The organism is Caldithrix abyssi DSM 13497 (assembly GCF_001886815.1).
Classification (GTDB): domain Bacteria; phylum Calditrichota; class Calditrichia; order Calditrichales; family Calditrichaceae; genus Caldithrix; species Caldithrix abyssi.
Window position 1 is genome coordinate 1,111,518 of the sequence record NZ_CP018099.1, and the last position, 18,004, is coordinate 1,129,521.

At 47.1% G+C, this 18,004-nt stretch carries 11 protein-coding genes; 10 read left to right on the plus strand and 1 reads right to left on the minus strand.

From position 1 onward, the window contains the following. Nucleotides 1-108 precede the first annotated feature (108 nt). On the plus strand, nt 109-894 hold the full coding sequence (locus tag Cabys_RS04460; protein WP_006928958.1) for a hypothetical protein: 786 nt from the start codon (nt 109-111) through the stop codon (nt 892-894). 184 nt (nt 895-1,078) lie between these two features. Here the strand turns inward: Cabys_RS04460 and Cabys_RS04465 are convergent, their stop codons facing one another. Beyond that, nucleotides 1,079-1,432: a site-specific integrase gene (locus tag Cabys_RS04465; RefSeq protein ID WP_006928959.1), complete on the minus strand. Its 354-nt coding sequence runs from the start codon at nt 1,430-1,432 to the stop codon at nt 1,079-1,081. Between the two features lie 229 nt (nt 1,433-1,661). Between Cabys_RS04465 and Cabys_RS04470 the strand changes: the two genes are divergently transcribed. The 9 genes from Cabys_RS04470 to Cabys_RS04515 all read left to right on the plus strand — a co-directional run bounded on the left by Cabys_RS04470 (nt 1,662) and on the right by Cabys_RS04515 (nt 17,981). Further along, the gene (locus Cabys_RS04470; protein ID WP_006928960.1) at nt 1,662-2,036 is read left to right on the plus strand and encodes a hypothetical protein; all 375 of its coding nucleotides are present in this window, start codon (nt 1,662-1,664) and stop codon (nt 2,034-2,036) included. Nucleotides 2,037-2,713: 677 nt separating this feature from the next. Beyond that, nucleotides 2,714-4,687 carry an ABC-F family ATP-binding cassette domain-containing protein gene (locus tag Cabys_RS04475; RefSeq protein ID WP_006928961.1) on the plus strand — a complete coding sequence of 658 codons (1,974 nt, stop codon included), beginning with the start codon at nt 2,714-2,716 and terminating at the stop codon, nt 4,685-4,687. Between the two features lie 500 nt (nt 4,688-5,187). Next, nucleotides 5,188-6,633: a lipopolysaccharide biosynthesis protein gene (locus tag Cabys_RS04485; protein ID WP_006928963.1), complete on the plus strand. Its 1,446-nt coding sequence runs from the start codon at nt 5,188-5,190 to the stop codon at nt 6,631-6,633. Nucleotides 6,634-7,069: 436 nt separating this feature from the next. Next, nucleotides 7,070-9,043, plus strand: a complete 1,974-nt coding sequence (locus Cabys_RS04490) for a T9SS type A sorting domain-containing protein (protein ID WP_006928964.1) — start codon at nt 7,070-7,072, stop codon at nt 9,041-9,043. Nucleotides 9,044-9,101: 58 nt separating this feature from the next. Beyond that, complete coding sequence (locus Cabys_RS04495) at nt 9,102-11,435, plus strand: FG-GAP-like repeat-containing protein (RefSeq protein WP_006928965.1); 2,334 nt, start codon at nt 9,102-9,104, stop codon at nt 11,433-11,435. A gap of 9 nt (nt 11,436-11,444) precedes the next feature. Next, complete coding sequence (locus Cabys_RS04500) at nt 11,445-12,647, plus strand: NAD(P)/FAD-dependent oxidoreductase (protein WP_006928966.1); 1,203 nt, start codon at nt 11,445-11,447, stop codon at nt 12,645-12,647. 44 nt (nt 12,648-12,691) lie between these two features. Beyond that, nucleotides 12,692-13,777: a radical SAM protein gene (locus Cabys_RS04505; RefSeq protein WP_006928967.1), complete on the plus strand. Its 1,086-nt coding sequence runs from the start codon at nt 12,692-12,694 to the stop codon at nt 13,775-13,777. A gap of 125 nt (nt 13,778-13,902) precedes the next feature. Further along, nucleotides 13,903-15,126 carry a PorV/PorQ family protein gene (locus tag Cabys_RS04510; RefSeq protein ID WP_044281194.1) on the plus strand — a complete coding sequence of 408 codons (1,224 nt, stop codon included), beginning with the start codon at nt 13,903-13,905 and terminating at the stop codon, nt 15,124-15,126. Next, nucleotides 15,123-17,981 (plus strand): Ig-like domain-containing protein, encoded by a 2,859-nt coding sequence (locus Cabys_RS04515; RefSeq protein WP_006928969.1) that lies wholly within the window; start codon nt 15,123-15,125, stop codon nt 17,979-17,981. Before Cabys_RS04510 ends, Cabys_RS04515 begins: the two co-directional genes overlap by 4 nt. The last annotated feature ends 23 nt before the right edge of the window (nt 17,982-18,004 follow it).

An 18,004-nucleotide genomic window follows, 5' to 3' on the forward strand; every position in this document is an offset into this window, starting at 1 on the left:
TTGGCAGGTTGGTTTAGTTGTGCGCTGCCCTTCTGGTCGGAAAGTATGGTAAAATAATTTTGGCGCAGGTTAGCTTAACGTTATACTCTTTATATAAAGGGATATATTATGCAAGGTAGAAATATTTTTACTTCCTCTGAAATTAACTATATAAAAGATTTACTTCGTCAAAAATCTCAAACTTCTAGATCAGCTCAAAAATCTATAAGGTCAAAATTAAGGAAAATTGGTTTCTATATTTCTGATTTTGACCAATCTCAATCAGGATTTACAGAAGCAGATTTTAACCTTTTAATTAAAAAAGGTTATATAAAAATAAAAGAATCAAATGAAAGTACAGATATACAAAGAAACCTTTCAACTGTATCTGATAATTCTAAAAATTTTGATGAAATACGTAATTTACATAAACCAGAAAAAGTAAATGTTTTATATATCGGGGAATCTCCACCTTCTGGTGGCACTTTTTTCTATTTGGCAAATTCTAATTTATTTTTTTGTATAAAATCAGCATTTGAAGAATCTTATTCTCATGAATTTAGTAATTTAGAATTTCTTGATTTTTTCAAAAATTGTAAATGCTATTTAGATGATTTATGCCTTGTCCCAATAAATAATAAAACTGATTTTGAAAGAGAACAATTAAGAAAAGAAGGAATATCTCAATTATCGATAAGAATTAATGACTATAATCCAAAAGCAATAATTGTCGTTATGAAGTCACTTGAAATGTATGTTAAACAGGCAATAAAGCTAGCAGGTGTAAAACTTCAATATTTTAATACTACTTCTTTTCCTAGCTTTAGTGCAAAGAATAAAAAGAATTGCTTTTTTGAAAATGTAAAAATTATTAATGAATTAATTAAATTAAAAATAATACAAAATAACACATAACGAATAGGCTTCGCACCGGACGCCATTCAATAAATAGCCGCAGGCTCACCTTTTAAAAATTAGCGTCTGGCTGTCCCGATCTTTCTGTCTTGTCTCAAACCAATAATAACTTAAGAATGATTATTTTTACAATCTTTGGCCTTGTCTATTTTTTTTAAATAGTTTTCAGGCAGGCTTTGTGATGTTACATTTTGATGCAGGAAAAAATTTTATTAACTTCTTTTAATCTTAGAATTTCTGGTAAGGATTTGTCTCGAGGTGAACGAACCAGTCCAAAGACATTCCATTGCTTTTGCATCGTTTTTTCGAAGAAGAATTTAGTAGCGCTGATGGATACGGAGAAAGCCGCCCGAGACCAGTGTTTTACGTTCCTGTTGTAGAGAAAATACGCTTTGATTTCCTGTTCATTGATTAATTCTGGCGCCTTATCGAAATGGGCTGCTAATTGTTTTAAAGCGTAAGTGTAAGAACGGATGGTGCTTTCGGAGAAATTCCGAAGTTGCATATCCTGGACAAAGCGATGGAATAAACGGGTCATGACATACCTCCAAAGTTAAATGAATGTTTAGACAACTGTACTTTAACTTAAGGTGTGTCATGACCTAATAAAAATTGCCCCGCCTGCGGGGCTTAGTTCAACACGGGCGTGAACTCGGAATTTGCCACGCGCCCTGTTCATTGTAATTTCAAATTTTTGTTAGCGTGGCAAACCCGGTTACGCTTAATTCGTTAGCAGTAAAATAATTCTATATCAAAAGGAGAGATTAATGCATTATAATTTTGGCACCCCGGGTTTAGTTATTATATCTGTTTTTCTTCTTTTATGTCTGATTTTCTTTTTTTATTCAAGAAAGAAAATCCGTTCCAGAATAAAAGAAGATTTAGATTTAGCAAATAAAAAATACGGTATCCTTTGGATAATAATTGGTTTAGTTGTGTCAATTATTTCTGTGATATTTCATTTGTATTTCCAGATAGACATTTCTCGTTCTAATAGACTTCTACAACCACTATTAGAAATGACTTCTGAACCAATTATCATATTTACAATTATATTTTTCTTAATAGGTGTTACGATATTGTTTATAGGAATATATTCTGTCCGAGTTAGAAAAGAAATGTTAGATAAATCAACACAATAAATTAATTAATTTTGAATCGTCTGAATTTGAAAATCAAGTCAGCCAGTTGACAAGATATATTGAATATATTTATGAGTTCAGTATAAAAACCACGAATTTCACGAATAGACACGAATATATTTAAATAAAAACAATAGTCCCATTTAAATGAAATTCGATAATAAAACCTTTTTATAGCGGACTCATACATTGTCTTTGACTTTTGGAACAGCCCCGGGAGGGAGGATGAGTTTTTAAAACAGTACAAAAATTTTCGAACGCTAATACATTAGATGCTACGAAGGAAGTATCCTAAATAGGTAAGAATTATTCGTGATTGGCTAGTCAAGTCTAATTTTTTGCGTAAACTCCTTCCTGAACAAACTTAGTAAACACTTTTATTTTTTCTGCGATCATCTTCGAAATTTCCGGGCAATAAAAGCTCTGGCTAATTTGTCTCTCGCTGGCTAACGCAAATCCAGTAAGAAAATACTTTAAAAAATAGATTGTTTCTTTAAAAGTAGTAAGACTTCTCTCTTCGTTCGAAATGACAGGTCACCCTTTTTCAGGCGAGCTCATTCTTTCTTCATAAGGATAAACGGCTTTAGCGCGCCCAGATTTTCTGGCTGCCAATTTTCAATTAGATTTTTTTAGCCAATTTAACTAAATTCTCCCTCTAATGAAATGGAGTTTAAATAATGTTGCAAATCAATGATTTGTCTTATGAAATCGGCGAGCGGAAATTATTAAACAACGTTAGTTTTGCCGTACATCCGGGACAGAAGATCGGTTTAATCGGTCCCAACGGTGCCGGTAAAACCACCCTGCTGCGCATTCTGGCCGGTGAATTAAAGCCGTTAAGTGGCAGCATTTTGATGCCCCGCGGGTACAAAATCGGCTATTTACCGCAGGAACAGGTGGCCTTTGGCGTGGGCAGCCTGCTGGGGGCGGTGCTGGAGGGGCACGCCGAAATCCAGCAAATTGAAATGCAAATCCATGAAATTCAAAGTCAACTGACCGGCAACGATGCCCATAACGCCCGGCTGTTAAAAAAACTGGGCGAATTGCAAGATCGCTTCAGCCTGCTGGGCGGCTATGAGCTGGAATCGGAAGCGAAAAAAATTTTAATGGGGCTGGGCTTTAAAGAGTCGGACTTTTTTCGCCCTTTAAAGGAATTTAGCGGCGGCTGGCGCATGCGCGCTTATCTGGCTAAAATCCTGTTAATCAAACCCGATCTGCTTTTGTTAGATGAACCCACCAATCACCTGGATTTGCCCTCGCTGGAATGGATCGAAGGCTTTTTAAAGACCTTTACCGGCAGCATGATCATCATCTCTCATGATCGTTATTTTCTGGATCGTCTGGCGCAGATCATCGCCGAACTGCAACACGGGCAATTGACGCTCTATCACGGGAACTATCACTTTTACGAGCAAGAAAAAGCAAAGCGCCAGGAACAGTTAATCAAGCAATGGGAAGAGCAGCAGGCCGAAATCCAGCGCATTCAACGCTTTATCGATCGTTTTCGATACAAAGCCACTAAAGCCGCCCAGGTGCAAAGCCGTATTAAGAAGCTGGAAAAATTAGAACGGATTGAGCTGCCCGAAGAAGAAAAATTCATCCGCTTTAAAATTAGAGCGGCGGTCCAGAGCTATAAAGATGTTTTACAAATTGAAAATCTGTTTTTTAGATATGTGGAAACCCAACCCTGGATCTTTCAGGGCGTCGATTTTCGTCTGTACCGCGGACAAAAGATTGCGCTGGTCGGTCCTAACGGCGTGGGCAAAACAACGTTTACGCGTCTGATCACCGGTGAATTGAAACCAACGCAGGGGAAAATTCAGGCAGGCCAGCGCGTGAAGATCAGCTACTACGCACAGCATCAGGTCGATGCGCTGAATCTGGACAGCACGGTAATGGAAGCCGTGCAGCAGAGCGCCGCGCCGGAGTTTAGCGGCAAAGAGCGCGATATTCTGGGAACCTTTGGCCTAAGCGGCGATGCCGTGGAAAAACCGATTAAAGTTCTTTCCGGCGGCGAAAAAGCTCGTGTTTCGCTGGCAAAAATTTTGCTCTCGCCGGCTAACTTTTTGATTATGGACGAACCCACCAACCATCTGGATTTAAAATCCAGAGAAGCGCTGGAATTCGCCCTCAACGATTACGACGGCACGCTGCTGCTGATCTCGCACGATCGCTATTTTCTGGACAAGCTGGTGCAAAAGGTGGTGGAAATCAAAGACGGCAAACTGTACGAATACGAAGGCAATTACAGCGACTACCTGCGTTTAAAAGAAGTGCGTGTCTTTATCGACCAAAAAGAAAAATCCTCAGCAGAACAAAAGCCAGAAAGCAAAAAAAGCGCCGGCAGAAAAAGCAAAGAACAAAAACGCCTGGAGGCCGAAGCGCGCCAGAAAATAAGCCGTCAGCGTAAAAAACTGGCCGCGGAAATTGAACAACTGGAAAACCAGATCGAACAGGCGGAAGCGCAAAAAGCCGATCTGGAAAAACAACTGGCCGATCCGGCGACTTACCAGAACAGCGCCCGCGCCGTGGAACTGCAAAAAACCTACAAACAACTGCAGGAAAATTTAACCGCCTGGGAAGCGCGCTGGGAAGAAGCCCAGTTGGCCCTCGAAGCGTTGCTGGCAGAACTGGAAAAAAATCTTTCATGAAAGGCTCTGCAAAAAATGGATGGCCGGGAGGTTAAAGATGGGCGTGGCTGGAGGGTGTCTCAAAAGCGACATCAAGTGTATATATATGCAAAAAAAGAGAAAGTTTTACAATAGCCCTCACCCCCTTTCCCCCTCTCCCGATTTTCGGGAGAGGGGGAATTAAAGGGGGTGAGGGAAAGAAAAACTTTATAAAAATACAATGTCTTTGACTTTTGAGACAGCCCCAGAAATAGAATTCTGCGCCGGAATGGATCGGCAGGCAAATGACTCCACTCTCGTACTCAATGCCATCGCTTTGAACGGCCATTGTTTTCTCCATTTGATTTTGAAAAAATTTTAACGCAAATTAGAAAAAAATACAATCTTGCAGCTTTAAAATTCAAACCCGTTCGTTGCGCAACGTTTGTTTAACGGACCAGGGAATTGCTGCAACCGGGGCATGGAAATAAGAGGCATTGCCCTTAAGCTGAAAAAAAAGAAACCATAGGAAAGTCGGCAACTTGCAGGAACGCACACTTCAGCAAAAATCCGTTCGCGGGGTTAAGTGGCAAATCGGCACGGAAATTCTGGCCCGCGGCATTCAGTTAGTGACCATATTTGTGCTGGCTCGCCTGCTTATGCCCGCCGATTTCGGTTTGATTGGCATGGCGCTCATTTTTACGCAGTTAGCCTATGTTCTGTTTGACATGGGCTTAAGCGTGCCGTTGATTCAAAAAAAAGACCTCGAAGCGCGCCACTACCAGACCGCCTTTAGCGTGTTTTTACTATTAGCGATTGTCTTTTACACGGCGGTGTTTAGCGCGGCTCCGCTGGCGGCTCGTTTCTTCAAAAACGAACAGCTGATTTCCATCTTGCGCTGGCTGAGCGTTATCTTTTTTCTGTATGCCCTGCGCGGCGTGGCCGCCATCCGCTTAACCAAACAATTGCGCTTCAGGGCGATGGGCGTGTTGCAGTTAATTTCTGTGCTCGTTTACGGAGCCATTGCCATTGCGCTTGCCCTGAATGGCGCGGGCGTCTGGAGTTTTGTGGCGGCCATCATCGGGCAGGAATTGGTGCTGACCGCGGCCTTTTTACTGGTTCTAAAAGAATGGTACGCCCCGGTGCTGTCCAGGTCCACACTGGCAGAACTCACCGGCTTTGGCGCAACGGTGTTTGTAACGCGCATTACCGGTTACCTCAATGTCAACCTGCCCAATATTGTCATCGGCCGCTGGCTGGGCGAAAGCGCGCTGGGCTTTTATTCTGTCGGCTATCAATTGGTAGATTTCCCCGTGCAGCGCATTTCCAAAAATATTTTGCGCGTCATGTTCCCCACCTTTTCCAAGGTGCAGGATAACCCGCAAGAGTTTAATTATTTTTATCAGGAAACCTTACGCGGTATGCTGCTGGCGGTATTGCCCATCTTTGCATGTATGGCTCTGGTGGCGCCGGAGTTCGTCAATATTTTTTACGGCCCGAACTGGCAACCGCTGATTCCCGTTTTGCAAATCTTAACCATTGTGGGCCTTTCCCGCTCATTGTGGACACTAAGCAGCGTTGTCTTTCTGGCTAAAGGTCGGCCGCAAACCGAATTGAAAATGAATCTTGCTTATTTTGTTTCTCTTTTAATTGTTTTGTCGTTGGTGTACGCTGCCGGTTTGCAGGCGGTTGTAAGCAGCGTGGCCTTGCTTATCTTTAGCTTTATGCTCGTCTTTTTACTTTCCAGTTTAAAGATGATGAAATTCTCGTTGAAGCAATGGATTAAAACGGCCCGCGCCCCCCTTTTGGGCAGCGTGCTGATGGCCATTCCGGTGTGGGCGCTTAAGACGCAGATTTTATCGGACAGTAGTATGCTGTTACGCCTGCTTTTAATCGTCGGGCTGGCCGGTTTGCTGTACGTGGTCTCCGTTCTTTTAATCGATCGCTCTTTGTTTTCATACCTGCGGCGCATAATGAATTCAAAATGATCGTAGAACGGCGCTGGCTAATTTTTAAAGTTGCGAAAAACATTTTGGTAAACTAATGCCGTAAAATCCGATTATAAAGGTAATGCTGGCATGGTTCCGGATTGGCGTGAACGATTTTTAGCGGATGGGAAAATGGCCAGGGCGTTTTCCGGTTATGTTTGTTAGCCGCAAGTAAACGGTGTTTTTCTTTTACCGCGAAAGTCCGGGATATTGCACAAAAGGCAGGTCGATTCCCTGAACGTAAACTTAAAAGCGGGAAAAGAAGTGATTGCGGTCATGGCTTTCTCAGAGCAATTTTCGATATTGGAATAAGGCGCTGGTTTCATGAAAAAAAGAGATTTTTAATTTATCCCATAAAAGGCCGACCAGCTCCGCTAAAATGCGCGATGGAGTTGAGGGAGGAAGAATTTTAATAATAAACGGGGTTGTTTAATAGATGAAAAGATTTTTAATTGCATTGGTGTTGCCCTTGAGCTTATGGGCGCAGAATGATCCGCTAACCTGGCAAAAGCACGTGGTGCTCGATACGTTAATCGGCATCAAAAAGCTGGCCATTGCCAATCTGGATCTTGACGCCAACAGAGATATGGACATTGCGCTGACGGCCAATCCGGAAAGCAACGGCAGCGAGGATTCGACCCTGGCAAACGTGCTGTGGTTAAAAAATACGGGCGATGAAATATTTGAAGCGCACGTCATCGATTACAAGCTGGCCGGCGCACGAGGACTGGCCGTGGGCGATTTGAATGGCGACGGCTGGCCGGAGGTGGCGGCCGGTTCACGGTCGGATTCCAGCCCCCTGATGATCTACAAAAACGATTCCACGCCCGATGTGGGAACCTGGCAACGAATTGCCGTGCAGGGCCCCGCTCCCAATCACTACGAAATTCTGATGGTCGATCTGGATCAGGACGGTCGGCTGGACATTGTGGATGGCTTTGGCGACGACGCGAATTTCGGCAGCGCCAATAGCGGCATCGTAATTGATTCCATTCGTTTTTTGAAAAATACATCCTCTCTAAATCAGTTGTCGTTCCAGCACAAATTAATTGTTCAGACCTCGTCGCCTTCGGCCATGGCGGTTGCCGATTATGACCGGGACGGTCTGCAGGATGTGGCGGGCCTTAGCTGGATTAATTACGCCTCGCTTATCCCGGCAGCCGGAGAAAATTTTAAATGGTGGGCGCAGCAAACCGACACCACCTTTCTGGAAATGCAGGAAATTATCGATAGCTACGGCGGTAACGATCTGCAGGCGGCGGACATGAACGACGACGGCTACCCGGACCTGGTGGCTGCCGGTTACAAAGCGCGTACGCTCGATTTGTGGCTTAACGACGGAACAGGAACTTTTGCCACGCGCCTTACGATTGATCAGAATCTCGCCTATCCGCGTCATGTCTCCGTGCAGGATGTGGACAGCGACGGCGACATGGACATTGCCCTGACCATTGACCTGGAAAACAAGATCGTCTGGTACGAAAACGACGGTTTGTTAAATTTTACCAGACACGTGCTGGACAGCGCTTTTACCTATGCCTATTTTGTCCACATTTTTGACCTGGACGGTGACGGCGACCAGGATGTGATCGGAACGGCGCAGGATGCCGGCGTGCTGGCCTGGTGGGAAAACGGTCAGGCAGAAGAATTAATTGCCGCCGCCGGCGCCCCGGATACATTGCGCTTTAATCAGAATCAATTGTTAATTAAATACGACCCGTCCTTTCCGGGCGGCATGACTTCGGCGCACTTTAACCACGGTAAAAATCCCGATTCCCTGCAGATGGCCGCCGGAATCGAACGCGTGGCTGGCGCCGGGTTGTACACCATTGTTTCCCATGCCGCTTTTTATTCGGCCACCGCCGTGTTCAAATACGACAGCATTGCCGAGTGGCAGAGTTTGCGAAACATCGATGAAGGCCGGTTGCGCATCTGCTACTGGAATGATTCTCTGGCAATTTGGCAACTGGCGGGCAATGGCGGCCAGGCGGTGGATACGACAAAAAATGAGATTTCTGTGCTCGATATTTCCGCAGAATTTCATAAATACGCCCAATTTACTCTGTGCCTTTCCACAGGGCCAAGTATTGTCGGCAATGATCCAGCTCCGCTCGTGCCGGTAAAAATTGAGCACCGGGCCTATCCCAATCCTTTTAACAGCCAGACGTGGATTCATTTTACCGTGCCGCAGGCAGCGCAAGCCAGATTGCAAAACGTGCGTTTGAGCATTTACAATCTGCTGGGGCAGCAGGTTAAGACCATTTACGAAGGATATTTACCCGCCGGCGCTTATCGCTTTTTGTGGAACGGCAACAACCATCGCAACCGCGCCATCAGTTCTGGCTGGTATTTTTACCGCCTTTCGGTGGGCGCTGAGGTCGTGCAGGGAAAAATCCTTCTCATCCGTTAAGCCCGGGAATAATTGGCTGCGGAGGATCATTAAAATTGTAAAAACATTCGGAGGAAGGTTGCGGCGGAGGCAAAATTTTTATTTTTCATGGTTTAACAGAACCATTTTAAGCACAGGCCTGAGCGTATTTCTGTTGTGGGGGCAGACCGTCACTTTTTCGGGCAAAACGGTGATTGACGACAATCTTGAAAAAGCCAAAAAAAATGCCGTGGTCGATATTGATCTCGACGGCGATAAAGACATTGTGTGCACCGCCAATCCGGAGGGAAGCAGCGGGATCGAAGACCCGAACGGTTTAAACGTGGCGCTGTATCTGAACGACGGCAGCAATGTTTTTAGCGTAAAGACCATCGACGCCAATTTCCGAACGGCGCGCGGCCTGGCGGTCGGCGATTTGAACGGCGACGGCTATCCTGATGTGGCAGTGGGCAACGCCAATGCCGACAGCGCCCTGGCCTGGTACAAAAATCCCGCCGGCGCCTACGACAATCCATGGAAAAAATACCATCCGGGAAGCCTCGCCCCGTTTAACTACATTGTGCGCATCCTTGATTTTGACGGCGATTCGGACCTGGACATTGTGGATGGCATGGGCGACGCTGCGGCCGGTGGCAGTAGCGCGGACGATTATGTCCGCTGGCTGGAGAACAACGGCGCCGATCCGCCCGTTTTTAGCGAACACCTGATTATTAATTACCCTTCGCCCGCCGGCATTGCCGTGGCTGATTTTAACGGCGATGCGGTTTACGATGTGGCCGCCATGGCCTGGACGGATTATTTTAGCGCCTCGCCCCTGGTCGATGAAGATGTGCGCTGGTGGGCGCAAACCTCAACCAATGTTTTTACCCAGCAGGAAGTCATCAAAACCTCGTACGGCGGGAACGACGCCCGGGCTGCCGATCTGGATGGCGACGGAGACGCCGATTTGATTGGCGCCGGCTACAAAGCGCAAACCATCGATTGGTGGGCAAACGACGGCAGCGGCCAATTCGGCGCCAGTCTGTACACCATCCGCACCGCCTTTAACCATGCGCGCAATGTGCAGGCGGTGGACCTGGACGGCGACGATGACCTGGATCTGCTGGCCTGCGCCGACGACGACAACCTGGTGGTCTGGTTCGAGAATGACGGCTCGCAAAACTTTACCGAGCACACCATTGACAACGCCTTTACCTATGCCTACTTTGTGACGCCGGCCGATCTGGATGGCGACGGCGATGTGGATGTGGTGGGCACCGCGCAGAATGCCGTTGAAAGCGGAAACACCATTGCGGGGCAGCTGGCCTGGTGGGAAAATAATCAGGCCGAAGAACAAACCATCGCCAGCGGCGATCCGCCGCCTGCCAGCTTTTACAGCGGCGCCGTACTGATCGACTTCCAGAACGGATTTACGGGCGGCCTAACGTCCGTTTTTTTCAACCACGGCAGTAATGCTAATAAAAATCTGGTGGGCGGCGGCGTGCACCATATCGCGCAAAAGGGCTTTTACACCATTCGCACTCTGGCCGCCACCTACGACGGAAGCATCGAATTCTCTTACGATGGCATCGCCGAGTGGTCGGCTATCTCCAATGAGGCCGATCTGAGAATTTGCTACTGGGACGAAAACAATGATCAGTGGATTCTGGCCGGAACGTCGCAGTCCGTTGATGCCCTGAACAACGCCATTACGGTTAGCGGCATTGCCGGACAACTGCACAATTTTGCCCGGTTTACTCTGGGCTCGGTTTCCAGCGATAATTCACTGCCTGTTACGCTAAGCGGCTTTGAATTCAGCAAACAAGAAACCGGCATCTGGTTGACCTGGAAAACGGAGAGTGAAATCGAAAATCTGGGCTTTGAACTTTGGCGGTCGGAAGACGTGGACACGGTACGCCGACTGGTGATTTCTTTTGAATTTGAAGATGCGCTACAGGGCCTGGGAAATTCCGGCGTTGGAAAAACTTATGGCTATCTGGATGAGGACGTATTGCCCGGAAACACCTACTACTACACCCTGATTCAGGTCGATTACAGCGGCCGACGCAGCGAGGTTGGTCGATTGTCCGCGCATTTTGTGCCGTTCGGTTTAACCAGAGTGGTCAACGGCCAACAGCCGGAAGCTCCCCGGCTTTTGAACAACTTTCCCAATCCCTTTAACAGCGGCACGACCATTGTGTTTGAATTGCCGGCGTTGACCGCCGAGGCCGCGCAGACGGTAAGGGTGATGATCTTTGATGTGCGAGGGCGCCTGGTGCGCGCTCTGTTTGAAGGAAGTTTAAGCGACGGTCAATATCGTATTCGATGGGACGGTAAAAATAGCGGAGGCCAGAGCGTGCCTTCCGGCAAATATATTTGTGTTTTGAAAGGCCAGAATTTCAGTCTGTCAAGATTTTTAACGCTGGTAAGATAAACAAAGGCCATGGAGAAGGCAGAAAAGCAAACGTTTGAGGTGATTGTTGTAGGGGCAGGCATTGCCGGTTCCCTTGCCGCCCGCCTGTTAGCTCAAAAAGGGATTTCTGTTTTACTCCTGGAAAAAGACGATTACGCCGGTAAAACCAAGGCCTGTGGCGGACTTTTTGACCGCTCGTATTTTGAACGTTTTGTGGGTGATGAGCGGATTATTGAGCAGCGCATCCGCAAAAATATCTTTCATCTCCCCTGGGGCGATGTGACGTATGACTGCGATCAGGTTACGGTTAAACGCCGAATTTTTGACCGTCATCTGGCGCAGGAAGCCAAAAAAGCGGGCGCCGTACTGATGAATCGACAGAAGGTGATTTCCTTTGAGGTTAAAAAACCAGGCGAGGTTGAGGCGACTGTGAAAGAAATGGGCTCCGACCGTTTGTGGCAGGTCAGGGCTTCGATTATCCTGTTGGCGGATGGCCCGCATTCGGTTGCCTTTCAAAATCCATTTTTTAAACGGCAGTTGAAAAAGAAATACTGGGCCTATGCCCAGGTTTACGAGGTAAAAGGCGTGGCGCTACCGCGGAACGAAGCGCACATCTATTTTTCGCCCCGCCTTTACCGCTGGGGATACGGCTGGATTTTCCCCTACAAAAAGGAAAGTAATGTGGGCGTGGGCGCCATTTTATCGGAACTGGCAAAACGGCCTTTAAAACAAAAACTATTTGAGTTTTTACGAATCTTTCCGCAAACGGCGCCGTTGTTAAAGGGACGCCCGATCGTCGATAAAAAGGGCGGCTACATTCCCATGTGGCTTTTAAACCGCCTGTCCGATGACTCGCAACTGGTGCTGGGCGATGCGGGGGGCATGGTCAGCCCCTTGTTTGGCGCCGGCATTAACTATGCCATGGAAGCCGCCGAGGCCTGTGTGCCGGTGGTGCAAAACGCCTTAAAGTCCGGGGATTTTTCAGCCCGGGCGTTGAAAGCTTACGATCTGGAAATTAAAAAGCGCTTTGGACGCGAATTACGCAAGCAAATGGCGCTGGCTAAAATCATCATCTTCAGTAAACGTTTCGGAAAACTGTTGCCGGTTAAAATTTTGTCGATTATTGCCTTTGGCGTAAAATATTCGCGCTGGAATAAAATTAAAATTCTGGCTTACCCCTGGCTGGGCAGGCCCATGGTGGGCGCGCCAAACAGGGGCAAAGCCTCGGATTGAACAAAACAAAAAAAGCGATGGCGTTCAAGTAAAGGAATACGTTTGTGCTGAAAAAGAGAATTCAATTATTATCCAGGTTGCCTTTGTACAGAGCATTTTATACCTTTGCCAGGGGCAGAGCGCCATTGCCGGTAAACTTTACGCTCAGTTTGCTCTATTCCTGTAATTCGCGTTGCGCCACCTGCAACGTGTATTTAAAAAAGGTGGATAATCTGACGCCGGATGAATACGACAGGATTTTTGCCACGGTGGGGCAGGCGCCGTTCTGGTTTACGCTAAGCGGGGGCGAGCCTTTTTTGCGCAAAGATATTGTCGATATTGCCCGGGTTATCTATCAACGATCCAGACCGGCCATTATCAATATCCCGACCAACGGCAGTCTGTATCGCATTATTCCGGAACGCGTGGAAGAAATTTTGCGCGCCTGCCCGGAATCGGATGTGATCATCAACCTGTCGCTGGATGAGGTTGGCGAAAAACACGATGAAATACGCGGCTATCCGGGCAACTGGGAACGCGCGATTAAAACCTATCAGGAATTGCAAAAATTGAAACGCTATCCTAATTTGACGCTGGGCATTCATACCGTGATATCGGTTTTTAATGTACGGCGCTTTCCGGAAATTTACAAAGAGCTCATCGCTTTGCAGCCGGATTCGTACATTACGGAAATAGCCGAAGAACGCGTGGAGCTGGAAACCATGGGGCTGGACATTACGCCGGACGCTGATGAATACACCGCGGCCATCGATTTTTTGATTGGCGAAATGAAAAACAGCCGGTTGAAGGGACTGGCCAGGGTGGCGCGTTCTTTCCGCATCGAATACTATCAACTGGTTAAACAGTTCCTGCAGACGCATCAACAGGTCATTCCCTGTTATGCGGGCGTGGCTTCCTGTCAAATTTCGCCGGACGGGGAGGTGTGGCCCTGTTGCATCAGAGCGGATTCTATGGGAAATTTACGCGAACATGATTACAATTTTCCGAAAATCTGGAATGGAGAGGCGGCGAACCGGATTCGCAGGAGCATTAAAAATCGGGAGTGTGCCTGCCCGCTGGCCAATGCCAGTTACACAAATTTGTTGTTACATGGACGTTCGCTAACCAAAATTGCTTTGAGATTGGTGTAAAAAAATTATACAAGAGCCGGAGCTGTGGAGGGCATAACTGCTTTCCAGCCGCTATGGAAAAGGATTTCATTAATGGCACGGAAATTGTAATGATTGAACAAAAAATGTTGTAAGGGAAAATGCGATTGAAATCCTTTGTTACCGTTTGCTTGAGCCTGCTGATGTTTGTTGCCGTCGGCAGAAGCGATAATTATGCCGGCCTGGCCAGTAATCTTTTTTTGCGTGCTGAATTAAGCCCGCGCGCTTCCGCTTTGTCCGGCGCTTATTCCGCTATTGGCAACGACGTGCAGGCCATCTACTACAATCCCGCCGCATTTGTACAAATGAAAAGACATGAAATCAGTTTAATCCATGTGCAATGGTTCGAAGATGTGCGCATGCAGAACCTGAGTCTGGGGTTTAAGCTGGACCCAAAGTTTGCCGTTGGAATTGGCATCTCTTACATGGGCATGCCGGAAATTCAGGGCAAAGATCGTTTCGGGCAGGAAACGGAAAAAATCAGCGTAAGCAGCGCCATCGCCCAGTTGAATGTGGCTTACAAGGTTCATCCGTCCTTTTTTATGGGGTTGGGGGTCAAATATTTCAGAGATGATCTGGCCGGCTATATCGGATCGGGCATGGCTCTGGACTTTGGGTTTTTAATGGAAACCCTGATCCCGCGTCTGACGGTGGGCGGCGCCGTTCAAAATCTGGGCAATAAAATTCGTTATGACCAGCAAGAGGAAGCCATTCCCTTAACCTATCGTCTCGGAATCGGGTATGCCATCCCGGCCGCGCATTTAAAAATTGCGGTGGAAGGGGTGCGCTCCCTGGATCAAAACTGGCGCCTGGCTACGGGCCTTGAATTTTCGTACAACCGCTTTGCCTTTTTAAGAATTGGCAATAAATGGCTGGGAGAGCGTTCAGATTTACAGCCATCCTTTGGCGCCGGTTTTAATCCTAATTCCAGCCTTTCGCTGGATTATACCTTTTACAACCATCAGCAATTGGGCTACACGCATCGCGTGGGGATTAGCTTTCGTTTTGGCGAAGTAAAAAACATGCGAATAGGGGGGCTTGGGCCTGCCGAATCATCATTTGTTTTAAGGCCGCCGCAGCGTGTTTACGCCTACTTACACGGCGATACGTTGAAGGTGGAGTGGTCTGATGTTCCCGGCGCCCGCTATCGCGTCTATTTACGCAAAACCAACGACAGCAAATGGATTAAAGCCACCCCGCGTCTTTTGTGGGCTCATGAGCTGAATATCAAAAAACCAAAGAGAAAAACCATGATCGATATCGCAGTAACCAGCGTGATTGACGGCAAAGAAAGCTCTTTTTCACGGATTGTAACGGTGGAAATTAAATGATGAAAATCAACAAAATACTTTTGACCATTGTTTCTTTTAATTTATTTTTCGCGATTTTACAGGCCCAGACCAGTCATTTTCAGTTGATCTGGGATAATAATACAGAAGACGACATGTACATGTACCGCATCTTCCGGGGAAATAACGCCAACCAGTTGCAGCAGATAGACAGCGTTTACTTTCCCGATTCCACTTACAATGATTACAGAATTCAAAAGGGCGCGCTGTATTATTACGCCATTAAAGCCGTGGATTTGTCGCTTAATGCCAGCGATTTTTCCGATCAAGTTTCTGCCGCCATTCCGCAAATTACGCAATTTCCCGAGCAGGTGGAATGTCCGCCGGATACCACCATCAGCTATACCCTGGCCGATCATGTAAACGACCCCGACCATTCGCCCGCTGATATTCATTGGCAGGTTAGCGGTTATAATCAGTTGCAGGTAACCCTGGATAACAACGCCGGCTTGCTAACCGTGGTAACGCCGTCGAACTGGGCCGGGCAGGATCGAATGGATTTAACCGCCACCGATCCGGATGGCTTTGAAGATAGAGTTTCGATTTATTTTGTGGCTAAAAACGGAAGCCTGCCGCCCGAACTGAATACCATCCCCGCTCAAACAACACCGGAAGATACGCCCTTAACGCTGAACCTGTTACAGTTTGCGGACGATGGCGACACGGCGCCCGACCAGTTAAAATTTACCGTTTCGGACGGCGATCATTTGACCCTGCATCTAAAAGATAGTTTGCTGACCATTATTCCGGAAAAGGACTGGTTCGGCAGTTCGACGGTTAAGGTTGAGGTAGAGGACGAAAAACAGCTCACTGACAGCACGTCGTTTGAGGTGGTGGTTACTCCGGTCAACGATCCGCCTGTTTTAAGCAGCCTGCCCAATTTTAAGTTGAACCAGGACACCTCCGTCTCTATAAATCTGAATGATTATGTGTACGATGTTGATGATGACAACGCCAGTTTAAGGTGGGAGTTTGCCAACTACCCGCATCTGGAGCTGGAATACAACCAGAGTTCGCAAAGCCTTACAATAATAACGCCCGCGGACTGGGCGGGATTTGAATACATCATTGCAAAGGTTGCGGATGCGAACAATGCCTTTGCGCGGGATACGATTACCGTTCAGGTTTTAAGCAAAGAGGTCAAAGCGCCTGTCATTTCTGCCTTTCCCGACATCCGCATCAACGAAGACGAAACGACATCCATTGATTTAAATAAATATGTGCAGGATGCGGATACGCCCATCCAGAACTTGTTCTGGCAAACCCATGGCCATACCAACACGGTTGTTAGCATTGATTATCAGAATAAAATCTTGCATGTCGGCGGCAAACCGGACTGGTTTGGTGAAGAGCAGTTCTGGCTTAAGGTCAGCGATCCGGATCAGCAGGCCGACAGCGTTCTGGTAAAGGTAACTGTTTTGCCGGTCAACGATCCGCCGTTTTTTAAAGGCTTTCCGGTGGTCGATCTGTCGGAGCAGAATCCGAAAAGCATTGCCTATAAAAATTACATCAGCGACGTGGACAATTCGTCGGATGAACTTTATTTACGCTTTCTGGAAGTGGATTCCATTCAGGTCACCATCAACGATGCGGCCATTTGGTTTGAGGTATCTGAACAATGGTTTGGCAGCGCGGAAATTACTTTAATCGTTCAGGATCCGGCCGGAGCGGCAGACAGTATTCAGACGCTGGTCTATCGGCAGAATCTGGCCCGGGCGCCGCGCATTGTGAATCTGGATACGCTTCACATCGATGAAGATCGTTGGCGCAAGCTGAGCCTGAGCGATAAGGTCGATGATCCGGACACGGATAAAGAAAATATCAATTGGGAAATTCTCCCGGGGCAAAATGTCAGCGTTCAACTGGATCAGACCTCAAAAGAAGCGACCCTGCAACCGGCGCCAGACTGGTGGGGAGAAGAGGAAGTCGTCTTTAAGGCGACCGATCCCGATGGTTATTTTGATTTTGACACATTAAAAGTCTATGTGCGACCGATAAACGATCCGCCGGAATTGAAGACCATTCCCGACCAGACCATGCTGGCCGGAACCTATTATTCCTTTGATCTTAAAGAATATTTGTATGATGCGGACGGCTACGACGACCTGGCAAACATCGAGTTGTTAAACAATCCCAATGGCTACATCGGATATTATTTAACCGAAAACGGTTTTCGCGCCACGTTTTTTGCCCCGCAGGGATTCCACGGCAACGAAACGTTTATGCTAAGAGTAACCGACCGGGCCGGAGCGCAGGCGGTTGCCATTTTTGTGGTCAGAGTGTTGGCAAAAACCGTAAAAGATAAAATAGACGTGAATTCCTTTGGCAGCGGAACGGTCATCTATTTTAGCTGGAACTCGCGCATGCCCACGCGGGACTATATCGAATACAGCCTGGATTACAGCTTCGAGCAGCGCAGCGAAATGGAAGCGGAATTTACCAGAGTACACCAGGTTACGCTTAAAGACCTGGAGCCCAACCAGACCTATCATTTCAGAATCGTTTCGCTGGATGAAAATGGCAATGTGATCGTCAATCCGGATTCGGTTTTTACAACAGGAAAACCGGTCACGGGCGTTAATGTTTTCCCCATTCCATACCGCAAAAGCGATCCCGATGCGGGAGACGGCATCTATTTTACCAATTTAAACGGTAACGCTACCATCACCATATTAAACTTGCTGGGCGAACTGGTTTTTAAAAAGGAGATTAACGAAGCGGTTTTTCGCTGGGATGTAAAAAATACAGCCGGACACGAAGTTCGTTCGGGCATCTACTTTTATCACATAAAAACAGATAAAAAGAATTATCGGGGCAAATTGATCATTATTCGCTGAGTTTTTTTGGGAAGAATTTTCAA

What these genes read in the sequence shown, in the direction of transcription:
- Cabys_RS04475 (WP_006928961.1), top strand. Translation starts at nt 2,714, where the DNA reads ATGTTGCAAATCAATGATTTGTCTTATGAAATCGGCGAGCGGAAATTA.
- Cabys_RS04490 (WP_006928964.1), top strand. Translation starts at nt 7,070, where the DNA reads ATGAAAAGATTTTTAATTGCATTGGTGTTGCCCTTGAGCTTATGGGCG.
- Cabys_RS04465 (WP_006928959.1), bottom strand. Translation starts at nt 1,432, where the DNA reads ATGACCCGTTTATTCCATCGCTTTGTCCAGGATATGCAACTTCGGAAT.
- Cabys_RS04515 (WP_006928969.1), top strand. Translation starts at nt 15,123, where the DNA reads ATGATGAAAATCAACAAAATACTTTTGACCATTGTTTCTTTTAATTTA.
- Cabys_RS04500 (WP_006928966.1), top strand. Translation starts at nt 11,445, where the DNA reads ATGGAGAAGGCAGAAAAGCAAACGTTTGAGGTGATTGTTGTAGGGGCA.
- Cabys_RS04460 (WP_006928958.1), top strand. Translation starts at nt 109, where the DNA reads ATGCAAGGTAGAAATATTTTTACTTCCTCTGAAATTAACTATATAAAA.
- Cabys_RS04470 (WP_006928960.1), top strand. Translation starts at nt 1,662, where the DNA reads ATGCATTATAATTTTGGCACCCCGGGTTTAGTTATTATATCTGTTTTT.